At 43.1% G+C, this 13,865-nt stretch carries 11 protein-coding genes; 5 read left to right on the plus strand and 6 right to left on the minus strand.

The window, feature by feature from the left end:
• On the minus strand, positions 1-754 hold a 754-nt coding region (locus Q4Q57_RS18745; protein WP_311891689.1), incomplete at its 3' end, for a cation diffusion facilitator family transporter.
• 456 nt (positions 755-1,210) lie between these two features.
• Between Q4Q57_RS18745 and eco the strand changes: the two genes are divergently transcribed.
• Positions 1,211-1,762, plus strand: a complete 552-nt coding sequence (gene eco, locus Q4Q57_RS18750; RefSeq protein ID WP_311891690.1) for a serine protease inhibitor ecotin — start codon at positions 1,211-1,213, stop codon at positions 1,760-1,762.
• 87 nt (positions 1,763-1,849) lie between these two features.
• Here eco and Q4Q57_RS18755 read toward each other — a convergent pair whose 3' ends face one another.
• The 4 genes from Q4Q57_RS18755 to Q4Q57_RS18770 form a co-directional block, all read right to left on the minus strand.
• On the minus strand, positions 1,850-2,125 hold the full coding sequence (locus Q4Q57_RS18755; RefSeq protein ID WP_106650557.1) for a hypothetical protein: 276 nt from the start codon (positions 2,123-2,125) through the stop codon (positions 1,850-1,852).
• Positions 2,118-4,106, minus strand: a complete 1,989-nt coding sequence (locus tag Q4Q57_RS18760; protein ID WP_311891691.1) for a RecQ family ATP-dependent DNA helicase — start codon at positions 4,104-4,106, stop codon at positions 2,118-2,120. Before Q4Q57_RS18760 ends, Q4Q57_RS18755 begins: the two co-directional genes overlap by 8 nt.
• Before the next feature lie 338 nt (positions 4,107-4,444).
• Positions 4,445-4,783 (minus strand): hypothetical protein, encoded by a 339-nt coding sequence (locus tag Q4Q57_RS18765; protein WP_311891692.1) that lies wholly within the window; start codon positions 4,781-4,783, stop codon positions 4,445-4,447.
• 110 nt (positions 4,784-4,893) lie between these two features.
• Complete coding sequence (locus Q4Q57_RS18770) at positions 4,894-5,433, minus strand: hypothetical protein (RefSeq protein WP_311891693.1); 540 nt, start codon at positions 5,431-5,433, stop codon at positions 4,894-4,896.
• Between the two features lie 591 nt (positions 5,434-6,024).
• Here Q4Q57_RS18770 and Q4Q57_RS18775 point away from each other — a divergent pair.
• Together Q4Q57_RS18775 and Q4Q57_RS18780 are read left to right on the plus strand one after the other, a co-directional pair.
• Positions 6,025-7,140: a tyrosine-type recombinase/integrase gene (locus tag Q4Q57_RS18775; protein WP_311891694.1), complete on the plus strand. Its 1,116-nt coding sequence runs from the start codon at positions 6,025-6,027 to the stop codon at positions 7,138-7,140.
• Between the two features lie 406 nt (positions 7,141-7,546).
• Complete coding sequence (locus tag Q4Q57_RS18780; RefSeq protein ID WP_311891695.1) at positions 7,547-9,604, plus strand: PhoX family phosphatase; 2,058 nt, start codon at positions 7,547-7,549, stop codon at positions 9,602-9,604.
• A 163-nt stretch (positions 9,605-9,767) separates the two neighbouring features.
• On the opposite strand, the gene Q4Q57_RS18785 is transcribed toward Q4Q57_RS18780, so the two are convergent.
• Entirely contained in the window at positions 9,768-10,544 is a 777-nt protein-coding gene (locus Q4Q57_RS18785; RefSeq protein WP_311891696.1) for a tRNA-uridine aminocarboxypropyltransferase, read from the minus strand.
• Positions 10,545-10,943: 399 nt separating this feature from the next.
• Between Q4Q57_RS18785 and ampC the strand changes: the two genes are divergently transcribed.
• Both ampC and emrD read left to right on the plus strand, forming a co-directional pair.
• Positions 10,944-12,128: a class C beta-lactamase gene (ampC, locus tag Q4Q57_RS18790; protein ID WP_311891697.1), complete on the plus strand. Its 1,185-nt coding sequence runs from the start codon at positions 10,944-10,946 to the stop codon at positions 12,126-12,128.
• Between the two features lie 409 nt (positions 12,129-12,537).
• Positions 12,538-13,770, plus strand: coding sequence for a multidrug efflux MFS transporter EmrD (gene emrD / locus Q4Q57_RS18795; protein WP_311891698.1), 1,233 nt, complete (start codon positions 12,538-12,540; stop codon positions 13,768-13,770).
• The last annotated feature ends 95 nt before the right edge of the window (positions 13,771-13,865 follow it).

The following is a 13,865-nucleotide window of genomic DNA, read 5'->3' on the forward strand; positions in this document are numbered from 1 at the left end:
CACTATGTTGATGGTCCTGTTCATGTTGGCAATGGCTGTGATCATGATTACTTTCATCGTGTGCATATGAGTCATGGTGCGGGTGCAGATCCGCATCATGTGAATGCGCTGTATGGGCATGATCGTCATGGGTGTGTGCTTGGCTGTTATCATGCGCGTGAGCATGTTCGTCTTCATGATCATGGTCGTGAATATGATCATGTCCATGCCCGTGACTATGACCATGAGCGTGCCCGTGATCGTGGGTATGATGATCTTTAAGTAAAAACACACTCAGTATATTGACGCTTAAACCAATAACGGCCACAAAAATAGCTTCGTTGAAATGAATTTGCTCAGGACTGATCAGCCGCATTCCCGATTCAATCAACATCACCAATGCCACTAAACCTAAGGCTATTGCACTGGTGTAACCGCCAAGCACACTCACCTTACCTGTGCCAAAGGCAAAAGCAGGATCTTTAGCGTGTTTACGGGCATAGGAATAGGCAAACAGTGTGATCATAAAGGCCGCGGCATGGGTGCCCATGTGCCAGCCGTCGGCGAGCAATGCCATAGAGCCGTAAATGGTTCCGGCAGCAATTTCTGCCACCATAGTGATCACAGTTAAATACAGTACATAGCGCGTGTTCTTTTCGCCATCGCGGTTCTGACTCGAAAACTCATGGGAGTGTTGCCACTGGGCCAGTGAGTGCCCTTGGCGGTGGGCTGAAGCTTGATGCCCTGTCGCTTGCTCGGCTGTAGTTGATTTCATTGTGTAATTCCTACTCCATGTCCATCGCAATCAATGATAAAAAACGTGTTGCCTGAATTATAGTTTGAAAATCAAAATATATGGAGATCAAATTAACTATTTATCAAGATATACCGTTTTCAAACTTTTAAGCATGTATGTGGATCCCCATAATTCACATGTATTACTGTCATCAGTCGAGACGCAGATATGTGAATTAAGATAGGCAACTAGACTAGGCAAAGGATATCAGGCAAGGTTTAATGGATTAGCGTTTGATTTATGTGTGAAAACAGCTGATTCAGCAGAGTAAGATTGGCTTTATTGCAGCCTTATTATTCAGATGGATAAAAATTATTTGGGTAAAAATCGATTTTTTATTGAATATTTTAACCCTTTTTTACCTCTGCTGCGTTTATAGGGGCAGAACATCGACAAATTTGTCGACAGCCATTCAGTTCGATTAGGAGAAACAAGATGAAATTTAAGAACTTATTTAGCGTTAGCGCCGTTCCCCTTGCATTTGCACTATTGTCATTTAATGCCACGGCAGTCAGTCCACCACACCCAACAGGGTTAAATGCACCTATGGTTAACATTCAACGTTTCGATAAAAATGATTACCGCGCACAGGAAGCGACTAAGATGTTCCCAGCTCCGGCGGCTGGTATGGTACAGCACATTTTGAGTTTGCCTAAGTTAGAAAACGAAGATGACTACATGATCGAAATCCAAATTGGCCAGACTCAAATGGTCGATTGCAATAAGCATGGATTAAACGGGGAATTGAAGGAACTGACAGTACAAGGTTGGGGTTATAACTACTATCAAGTGGATGAAATCGCTGAAGGGCCGAGCACTATGATGGCCTGTTTCGAATTGGCGAAGAAAGAAGCTTTTGTTCGTATTCCGGGTGAACTGAAAATGCGCTACGACAGTCGTTTACCTAAGGTATTTTATCTACCAGAAGGCGCGGAACTGCGTTTCAGAACGTGGAAAGTGGATTCAACCTATCAATATTCCAAGTAAGTAGCACGATTTTAACGCTCGAGTCATCAATCGAATGCGCTTCGAGTCTTTGCTGATTGATAAAAGCAAAGACTCGAAGAACATTAACTAGAATCGTTTAATTCTAACAACTTGCATGATTTCTATCTCAAAGCCTGCCACCGTTTCTGTCTCTGGATAGTAAATGACATTAACCTTTTGGCCTTGTAGATTCTTATACTTTTTTACGCGTCTGAACTTAAACGGCACATCACAATTTTCAATCATAACAGTATGTTGCACCCATTCAGCCTTTTCCCTTTGCATATGGGAAACCACAGTTACACCTTCAGAGTGAACTAAATGTTCATGGGTGGCTAACATCTTTTTTACGGCCTTATTCATGTTCAACTCTTTTATCATCTAGTTGCGACAACAGTGACTCAACTTTCTGTTTAATTTCAGCATATCTCAATTTTTCACAGCGGCCGAAGCCACTTAACTTACGCACTTGGAACCGACTCACCAAGGGCACCGACATACCAGCGAGGCAACGACAATAGGTATCAAGTGACAAAGTCTCAATGCCCTTTGCCGTTAAATGATGTTTCAACTCTCGCAAATCAGCCAATATCTGCAGATCTGTCGGCCACGTCGGTTCGGTCGAATAACTCAACTTAGCAAAATGACCGCGGCAGACACTGCAATGACCGCATGCAACCGGTGTTGCATTATCATCAAAATATCGAGATAAATTGTGGCTTAAGCATTTATCAAGCTCAAAAAAACGCACTAACTGCGCTATTCGCGCAATTTCTTTCTGTTCTTTATCGATAAAATAATCGTATAACTCATCGATGAGTTCGGGGCGTGCTAATGCGGCAACATCAACCCGATACACATCGGTAATTCGTTTGGTTTCTAATTCAAGCAACTGATGCTCAGCTAAATATTCCAGCGCGGCCAACACGCGGCTACGCTCATGATCCGTTGCACTGTACAAGGCATCAAAATCTAACGCGCCCCATATTTTCTTCATCTGCGTATGATTAAAAATCTGCGTCAAAAATGCCTGCCGCTCGGGATTAAATCGGCTCAGAATGGCGTGTTTGTCGACCAAAAACTTGTAATTAACGTCAGCGTAGTAGGCAAATAATGGCTTTACTACACCTAAAATCTCCAATTGAACGAGTAACGTTTTTAACGGTAACTGGCGAATATTACTCGCCGTCGACACGCCATTGAGCTGACATTCCCACTGACCGGAATCTTGTTCAAGTCGAATAGCCTCAATGACTTGCGCTATACCTTCTCGCTCTGGCGTATCGCCATACACAAAATTTTCAACGGTATTGAGTCCGTCAAGATTGGCCAAAGTGACACAATGGGATAAGGCCCTATCACGCCCTGCTCTGCCGATTTCTTGGCTGTAGTTTTCAATGGATTTAGGCAAATCGTAGTGGATCACAAAACGAATATTGCTCTTATCGATGCCCATGCCAAAGGCGATGGTTGCCACCACCACTTGCAGCTTATCCTGCATAAAATCGTTTTGAATTTGTTGACGTTTTTCATCTTCAAATCCAGCATGATAGGCACTGGCGACTATACCTTGTTGGCCCAAGAGTCGTGCGACCGTTTCGGCGGTTTGCTGCAAAGTCACATACACAATGCCAGCACCTGAGAATGATGCAATCTGCTGAACCAGTAAGGCATTCTTCTCTTGCGTTGATACAGGCAGAACAGTCAAATCTAAATTGGGTCGATAAAATCCCGTTTGCACTATGTGTTCAGGCGCAATATCAAAGCGCTTGGCCATATCCAGTTTCACTTTACGTGTTGCTGTGGCCGTCAATAACAGTACCAATGGGATCTCAAGCTCACGCCGATAGTCGGGCAATTTAAGATAATCGGGCCGAAAATTATGGCCCCACTCTGAAATACAATGCGCCTCATCGACGACCAGCATGGACAGCGGAACCGATTGAATAAATTGCCGAAAACGTTCATTTTTGAAACGTTCCACCGACACCATCAAGATTTTCAGCTTGCCAGAGCGCGCATCTGCCATCACTTGCTGACTCTGCTCGGCGCTTAAGGTTGAATCTATGCTGGCCGCATGAATTCCCTTAGATTGTAAAAATTCCAGCTGATCTTTCATCAAGGCGAGTAAAGGCGAAATCACTAAACTCAAATGGGGTAACTGCAATGCTGTAAATTGATAACAAAGGGATTTACCAGAACCCGTGGGAAAAATAGCCAAACTCGACTTCCCCGCCAACAGTTGTGTTATCGTTTGCGCTTGACCAGGGCGAAATTCAGAAAACCCGAAATCCTGCTGCAACAAACTAATGTATGGATTGGTTTCTGGAATGGGATTGAACATCAACCGTCCTTTACACTCATCCTTACCACCCAAAAAATTCGGGTATACCGCAAGAAAAAGATTAAGCATTAAGTGAGTCGACTAGTCTAGCAAATTTTGAGCTACTTGACGGAGTTAATTACCGACAACTGAGTTTTGACGCTGAATTTATTGATTGGAATCCGTGATACCGCAGATGAAGAATGATGGTTAATGTATTGATTTTATGAGAAGTAAATAGCCATTTTTATAAAAAAATTGAATGCAAAAATAAAAATGGCTTTAGAAATTTGAGCTATGGATAACGTATGCGCCGAGGCTAAAGCTGAGGTTAATCTCGGCAAAGTAAAGCCTTCAGTTTACGGTTTTCTTGCAAGGTATAAATTAATCAGCGAGGTGAGTTTATCCTGAAATCTTTCTTCAAAACTATCGATATCACGTCCGATAGAGACAAGATACTTAGTCGCTTGTTCGCGAGAAAGTAATTTATTGGCAACACTGTATTGCATCTCTTCCAAGGTTTTATTGTATCTTGGGATCAGCAACCAAGTGCCAACATCGACATCGAAATGTTGCATCGCTTTCTGAGCCAAAGCACAAAAAGCCTCAATATGATCCACACCATCTGGTCCGAGACAGCCAGGCTCAATTCGGCACAGGACAGCAATTTTCCTATCATTTTCAATGCTTACACTCATTTCTGATGCCCCATGTTACCGAGTCTTAAACTTAAAATATCCCTTTAAACTTAACAGCAATTTTACGTGTCTGCACAGATAAGTCACGGCTTACTTGCTCATTTAAGCGATTATTGATCACGTATCTCGACGCCAATAATATTGTCAACAATGTCATCTGAGTGCTGTAAATGATTTTGTGAGTTATCAGCATCATGCTCCGACAATAAGTTATCTATTGCCTGATCAAAACTGTCCAACTTTTGAGACTCCATATAACGCTTTAATCTCAGAATAATATCCCTACTTACCTCGATATGAGACTTTTTCTGACGTTTTTTTATTTGTGATAACTCTTTACGAACCATACGCCAACCCAAATCAGTAAAATACTGATTGAGCATTTTATTTACCTTCATGAGCTCGTTGTCGAGTCGCTGTGCCTTTTTGCGTAATCGGACTAATTCATTTAATTGCGTCACCAACTCAGTATATAAAACCGTTTGTAACTCAGCGCCACAAAACCAATCTGGTTTAGATGCGACGGCTTCAGGATTGATAAGGCGATAAATTAAGGGTAAGGCAAAAATCAATTCTGCTTCCTCAAGCAATAATAATTTTCTGCCTGAGGTTGGTTTGTCTTGTTGATATATCCAAGCTTGCGGTTCCATAAATACGTTTCTTCAGTTAAGCATGCGTTCAATGCGGATAAAATAAATGGGAACTCATGCTAGTACAAATCGACAAGTATTAATATATGGTTCAACCATTTTATTGATTAATGATCGATTCCTTATGCTTCATTTTACCCTAGACTGAAATAGCTCAATGCATATCACCTCAATAACCAGATAAGCGGTTGTCGTTATTCGCTTAAATTTCACCCAACATACAAGCCTAGTTTAACGGCCTTCTATTCAAGAATGGCAAATAAAATGGTTACACCATTCTTTTAATCTGCGCATCTGTGGCTAACCGAGTTCAAAACTATCTCATATACAAAGTATAAATTTCATACTAAATTTGGCTCTTATTATAACTCTGCTGAATTAATCACCATTGTTATAACGGGTTTATCTTGGCTATTTTTTAAACTAAACAATCCAACTTAATGATATTTAATTTCCCCTTCACTGATAAAAGAGGATTATTTAAACAAATAAGCACTATACCAGTGATAATGACGATTATCACTGGTAGATATAGCCATGATTTGCGTATAATTACGCCTTCTTAATTCAATATCAGGTGACTTCAACGGCATGTCTAAAATCATCCGGACAAATACTAATGCTCAAAATAACGCCAATATATTGAATGAAAGAGCGACTGGCTCAGATCATCACCAGAATAACCGTGCTGAGCAGCCACGTTTTTTTGAAGAGTCTTTCCTACCACAATCGGTTCGAAGTGATTATTTAAGCGCCGCCGAAGAAACTGAATATGAAATTTCAGTGAACACTCGCCGTGTTTATAATACGAGCTTTAGTGTATTCAGTCGTTATTGTGCCGAGCACCAACTGCAGGCCCTGCCCGCAGATCCACGAAGCGTGATTTCATTTATTGGTCATCAAAAAGAATTGATCCAAGAAAGCACTGGCGTTCAACTTTCTAAGCAAACATTAACCACAAGGTTGGCAGCAATTCGTTACCATCATATTCAAGCGGGATTTCACTCGCCAACCGAACATCCTCTGGTGATCAGAGTAATGCGCGGATTGAGCAGAAATCAATCTCGCCATGTGAGTGACTATGATCAACAACCCATTATGTATGATGAAGTGGAAATGTTGATCCAAGCTATCGATGAGCAAGTACAGCCATTAACCCGAGCGCGGGACAAAGCGATTATTCAATTAGGATTACAAGGTGGGTTTCGTCGTTCTGAACTGGCAGATATAAAAGTTCAGTATGTCAGTTTTCTGCGTAACAAATTAAAAGTGCGCCTGCCCTATTCGAAGAGTAATCAGCAAGGCCAACGGGAATGGAAAGACCTGCCAGACCATGAACCCTTTGCAGCACTCGACGCAGTGAAAAATTGGTTATCGTTAGCCAATATTGAAGACGGACATTTATTTAGATCGCTTTCCCGTGATGGAAAAAATTTACGTCCGTATCAAATGAAAGACCGACATTCCGGATCTTGTTCATTACTGAATAAAAATAGTGGTTTCCTTACCGGCGATGATATTTATCGCATCATTAAAAAATATTGTACTAAAGCAGGACTGCCCGCCAAATTTTATGGCGCTCACAGTTTACGCAGTGGTTGCGTAACACAACTGCATGAAAATAATAAAGATCACTTGTACATCATGGCCAGAACCGGACATACCGATCCGCGCTCACTTCGTCACTATTTAAAACCAAAAGACTGAAACTTAACTACCACAGGTTAAGCATTAACTCCTTCGTTTTAACCTGAAGTTTAAACTGAGAAATAGACTTCACTTGATTATTCTAAGAAGGAATAGGATTTCATTCAAAGGACATTAATGTACAGAACTAATAAATATTAATGGAAACACATTAGATAATTATATAAATTAATAATTTAAGTTATATTAAAAATATCAAATTAGAGCAATAAATCTAATTAATGTTATTTTAAGATTGATATCTTTCCAACCTAAAATACTTATCACATCCAATTTAACATTCTTAAAACATATAAGCTTGGTTAGTATGTAAATTATTCCTGTAATATAAAATCAGCTTTATTGTCATATTGGTACTTTAGCCTTAGGCACGAAATTTAATTCATCGTACTAGCCGGAGTAAAATATGAGTAAGGCCACCTTTGATCCTACACTTTATAATAAAAGTAATAATGACCCCTTTAATCAAGTGTTGGATAAGCATTTATCTCGCCGTAATTTCGTAAAAAGTGGCTTAGGCCTCAGCGCTATGACTGCTTTTGCCAGTGTTGGCTTAACCGCTTGTGGTTCAGACAATGAAACTGTTCCTAAACCTGTCGATCCAGTCACGCCTGTGCCACCGACTAAAAGTAGCGCTAAGCTTAACTTTACATCGGTTGCGGGTTCTCGCTTAGATGCGGTTGTCGTGCCAGAAGGTTACACAGCGCAGGTGTTAGCACCTTGGGGCACGCCATTAAACGCAAAAGCGGCGCCATGGAAAAACGATGGTAGTAACACGGCCGATGACCAAGCCAACTCAGTGGGCATGCACCACGATGGCATGCATTTCTTCCCATTAAATGATGCGGGTGATGACGGTCTACTCTGCATTAACCACGAATACATTGACGAAGATGCCTTGCATCCTACGGGCCAGACATTTGACCCCACTTCTGGTCTTCGCACTGTTATCGATGAAGTGCGCAAAGAAATTAACGCCCATGGCGTGTCGGTTGTTCGTATAAAACTGATGAATAATCAATGGGAAGTAGTCAGTAATGATGGTCATAACCGTCGATTCACTGGCGCGACTGTGATGGATATCAGCGGTCCTCTGGCCTACTCTTCGCTACTCGAAACCCGCTATTCTCCCGATGGCAGCCAAGCACGCGGCACCTTAAATAACTGTGGTAATGGCTACACGCCTTGGGGCACTTACCTGACCTGTGAAGAAAATTGGCCAGGCTATTTTGCCAATCGTGGCAGCTTAACCGCCGATCAGAGTCGCATCGGGATCAGTAAAACCAGTACACGTTATGGCTGGGACGATCTTGCGGGTCATGATGAAGAACGTCTCGATGAATTTGCCCGTTTCGATGTCACGCCATCGGGCACAAGTGCTCAGGATGACTACCGTAACGAAGCAAACGGCCACGGTTATATTGTTGAAATCGACCCGTACAACGCCACCTCTCGCGCGGTAAAACGTACAGCACTTGGTCGTTTCCGCCATGAAGGTTGTACCTTTGGTAAATTGACCGAAGGCAAGCCAGTGGTGTTCTATTCTGGCCACGATTCTCAATTCGAATACCTCTATAAATTTGTCTCGGCTGCGGTCTGGGATGCAAAAGATGCTGACAGCAGCAACCGCCTGCAAACTGGCGATAAGTACATGAATGAAGGTACTTTATACGCGGCTAAATTCAATGAAAATGGTGGCGGTATTTGGTTGCCTTTGACGTTAGATAGCCAAACCACAGACGGCAAAACCTTAAGCGATAGCTTCGCAACTTTGGCCGACATTATTTTAAACACAGCGGGCGCAGCGGACCTAGTCGGCGCGACACCTATGGACCGACCTGAATGGTGCGCAGTCGATCCATTCACAGGTTCTGCTTATTTGACCCTGACCAACAACTCGAAACGTACCGAAGCGAATCCTGCCAACCCAAGATTGAAAAACTACTTCGGCCATATTATTCGTTGGGATGAAGGCGACAAAGCGACTGAATTTACATGGGATATTTTTGTGTTTGGCTCACCCAGCGATGGCAATGCTGAGACCAACTTGTCAGGCTTAACCGATCTCAATCAATTTGCCAGCCCAGATGGTTTAGCCTTTGATAAACGCGGTATCTTGTGGGTTCAAACCGACAACGGCGCAAAAGAAGTTGCCGAAGAAACTAACGATCAAATGCTCGCAATAGTGCCTTCAACACTGGTAGATGGCCAAGAGAAACAAGTAGGCGTAACCGCCGATAATCAAATGGAGTTAAAGCGTTTCTTCGTCGGTCCCAACGACTGTGAAGTGACAGGTTTTGCCATTAGCCCAGATTACACTTCGGTATTTGCTAACATTCAGCATCCAGGTAACTGGCCTTATTCGTCTAATGCCGCTGAACAAACACCAGCTGGAGTCACATTACGGCCTCGCGCCGCCACTGTGGTTATTCGAAAAATAGATGGTAAAGAAGTTGCAGTTTAAGACGTTATTTAAGGAATATATTTGCTTTAGTTAAAGCGCAAATAATACTTTCTTGCCGGAGCAAACTTTAGCCTATATAAAACTCCCCTCAAGTGAGGGGAGTTTTTATTTAAGTTAGTCGCTGGCTTAAATCTTTATATTACCCATTCATTTCGAAGATTAATTAACGCTTGCCGTTATTGGCCTGTTCAAAAGCTAGTTCAAAAGCTAGTTCAAAGGCATCGGTAAAATCTGTGATTGGCTGAAGATCTTCACGGCAACGTCGATTACGGCCCAATAATGATGATTCAACAAATAAATCAAACCACGTACTTAAGACTTTGCCATTAGCCGCTTCGCCTATCGCCCCTAATGCTAAGGATGCCACCTCGGCGGTGCCAAGTTGAAAGTCATGGCTGCCTTTACGTAATGCATAGGTTGCCAGCGTGTCGGGATCGAAGGAAAGCAGTGGCAAGGAATGCAAGTAAGGACTCTTACGGAACATTTTAATCGCTTCACGCCAACTGCCATCGAGCATGATCAGTAGCGGCCGTTTACCTTCGACTAACGTCGACATAGGCACTTGGTTCAGTATTGTTTGTCCTTGCTCCGCATATTGGGCTGGAAACACTAAGTAAGGTTGATATTGCGGCGAATCGAGCAAGGCAAGCAATGCCGCTTCAGGTTCTGTGCGTGACCAAATATAGGCGTGCGTATCTGGGATAAGATCCGCAATCAAGCGCCCGCTGTTAGTTGGTTTTAACACTTCATCGTTGTACATGATCAGCAGGAAACTGGCTTGAGTTTGTAACTGACGACGCAGCGCACAGGTACAGAACTGCTCACCTAATAGGCATAATGGACAGCGGATCAGTTTTTTACCACGGGCACCGAAGGGCTTAGTCGATATAGACTTACGGTACTGATATAAATGGTGCACTGCATGTGGGGCTAAAGCCATAAAAACCAATTCTCTTTCAAACTTATTAGGGATTGCAGCTAAGTTATTCAGCACTTTCCTCTCGCGGTGGCGCAGTTTATCCCTTGGTCGTAAATGGCGCAATCTGCGCAATGCATTATCGGGATAAAAGACATTAGCGTCGGCGCTTGAGGGTATAAGCTGCTGACTAAAACTTAGTATGATGATTAAGGAAATCTCTTAGAGTAACGCAACAGCTGTAATGCCAAAGTCCATGTCATTACGCAGTATTTAACACTCGATTATCGAGGTTAACCTTCCAGTTACTTACAGAGTGAATATTGACGCTAAATATCAGTAAGGACTTAACTTAATGGGGAATTACCGTAATATCGTGTGCAATCTCTACTCTATAAATGCAATTTCGATTAAAGGTCAATTATGCAACGACATACCCTGCTCGCTACCATGCCGTTATTAAGCGGTGTGCTGCTTACTGCAACGCTTTTTTCTAATGTCACGACGGCCCAAACGCTTAATTCCAAAGACATCCAGTCACTTGTTGATTCCGCAGTCAAACCACTGATGGCCGAGTACGGTATTCCCGGTGCGGTGATTGGCATCACCATTGAGGGTAAACAGTATTTTTACCAATATGGGGTCAGTTCTAAAACCACAGGGCAAAGTGTGACTGAAGATACCCTGTTCGAGATTGGCTCTATCAGTAAAACCTTTACCGCAACACTGGCTAACTACGCACAGGGCGAAGGTAAATTAACACTCACGGATATGGCCAGTGATTATGTTCCAGCATTAAAAGGCAGCCATTTTGATAAGATTAGTCTCATCAATTTAGCCACCCACACAGCGGGTGATTTGCCGATGCAAGTTCCTGATAAGGTCACGAATAACCCAGAATTAATGGATTACCTTAAGCATTGGCAACCGTCATTTGCCCCAGGGACTCACAGGAATTACGCGAACCCAACCATTGGCCTGCTCGGCATGATTGCCGCACAGAGTTTAAATAAAACGTTTCAACAAGCACTTGAGCAAACGCTATTTCCACAATTGGGTATGACAAGCAGCTACATTAACGTTCCGAGCAGTAAAATGGCCGATTATGCCCAAGGCTACGATAAGCAAGACATGCCAGTGCGGGTCAATCCCGGTGTATTAGCCGATGAAGCCTATGGCGTTAAAACCACAGCCACGGATCTGCTGCATTTTGTGGAGGCCAATATGCAAATGCACCCGCTAGCTAAGCCACTGCAAACGGCACTCGATGAGACCCACACGGGATACTTTGATGTGGGCATGATGACCCAAGATATGATTTGGGAACATTACTCCTATCCTATTGATCTTGATAAAATACTTGAGGGTCATACTCAGGAAGTGGTGTTTGGCAGTACGCCAGTTAAACCTATAGTGCCGCCCCTCGCGCCGCAGCAAAATGTGTGGATTAATAAAACCGGCTCAACCGGCGGTTTTGCCGCTTATGCAGCATTTATTCCCGCGCAAAAGCTTGGCATAGTATTGTTAAGCAATAAAAATTATCCCGTTCCGCCACGGGTGACAGTGGGGTATCAGATTTTAACGGGCATAGAAAAACTACAAAAATAGCATCTTGCTAGTCGCGACTATTAAGGGAGATAGGCCGATTCGCTATCTCCTTTTTTATTTGTTCCTTATCTATATTTTTAGCGTGATTTATTTAGGGTGGCTTGTATTAGGCCCCTTATCCACTTGCTTACCTCCAATCTCTTAATAGCCACTATTTTTAAGCAAACTCCCATGTAAGAAAATAGGCAGAGCAGGGTTAATCTGAGTATTAATTCATTTGCAATTATTCGACCTAGTTAACAGACAAATAACCCTACGTAAGTTTAGCTTTACAGCTAAAAATGAAGAGAAAAACTTATGCGTCGCATTAAAAATTATTTCATCAAATCAATATGATTGACACTTGAAGTTACGCTTTTAGGGAGTAAGATGCGCGCAAATACCTTAAGTGACCTTTTTCGGAAATATCATGTCAGGCACGCCACACTCTCCTATTCATCACGATGTCGCTCCAGCGGCGAGTCAGTCTAGTTTACTGTTAATGATTGTCTTTATGGTCGCCTGTGGCCAAATGGCGCAGACGATTTTTGTGCCTGCCCTTCCGCAAATTGCACTCGGGCTCAATGTGGACGCCAGTCAGCTACAAGCAGTGATGGCCTGTTACTTACTCTCCTACGGGATGTTTCAATTTGTGTATGGCCCAGTGTCAGATCGCATTGGCCGCAAAATGCCACTCGTCGTGGGTATCGCAATTTTTATTATAGGTGCAATGTTTGCGGCTCAGGCCACAAGCTTTAACCAACTGATTATGGCGAGCCTTATCCAAGGATTAGGCACCGCCAGCGCGGGCGCTTTATGCCGGAGCATTCCCCGCGATCATTACTTTGGCGACCGACTGGTTAAATTTAATAGTTATGTTTCTATGGCCGTAGTGTTTTTACCTTTACTGGCACCATTTATCGGTAGCGCTAGTGCGGCCTACTTCGGCTGGCAAGCCGTGTACTGGGTGTTAGCAGGATTCGGTGCCGTGGTCTGGCTGTTATTGATATTCGCCTTTAAAGAGTCATTACCTAAGGCGCAGCGGGAACATCAAGCCGTTATCGCATCCTATCGGCATGTCCTGCGCCATAGAGCGTTTCGAGCTTACTTGTTTTCTTTGATCGCGACCTTTGCGGGTATTGCGGCGTTTGAAGCCATTGCCGGCGTTCTCTATGGCCAATATCTTGGACTGACGCCTTTCATGGTCAGTTGTTATTTTGTGGCGCCTATTCCAGGCTATTTACTGGGCGCGCTGATCGCAGGTCGACAAAATAAGCCGCAAAGAGTTATCTATCAAGGTGTTGCGCTGCTTGGCGCTGGCGCCTTATTCATGTTGATCCCGGGGCTTTTCAATTTAGTCGTCGGTTGGAGTTTACTGGTTGGATCGATTTTATTCTTCAGTGGCGCCGGTATGCTGTTCCCTACCCTGACCTCGGCGGCTTTAGAGCCATTTCCACGTCAAGCAGGAATTGCGGGGGCATTACTGGGAGGATTACAAAATTTTGGTGCCGGACTTGCCGCATTGACTATGTCTTTAGTGCCTATGGGCGGCCAGTTGAGCATAGGTTTATTAAGCGCTGTCATGGTGGTGTTAGTGATTTTGTCTTTGTATTACGCCAGAGATCAAAATGACACTCACCACAATTTGATGCCACAGATTTAATGTCCTAAATTTAAGATCCTAGATTTAAAACTATAGATTTAAAACCATAGATTTAATGCCGAAAAATTGAAGCGATAACGTTCTTAGCTTAAGCA

This window comes from Shewanella sp. SP2S2-6 (genome assembly GCF_031931965.1).
GTDB classification, from domain to species: domain Bacteria; phylum Pseudomonadota; class Gammaproteobacteria; order Enterobacterales; family Shewanellaceae; genus Shewanella; species Shewanella baltica.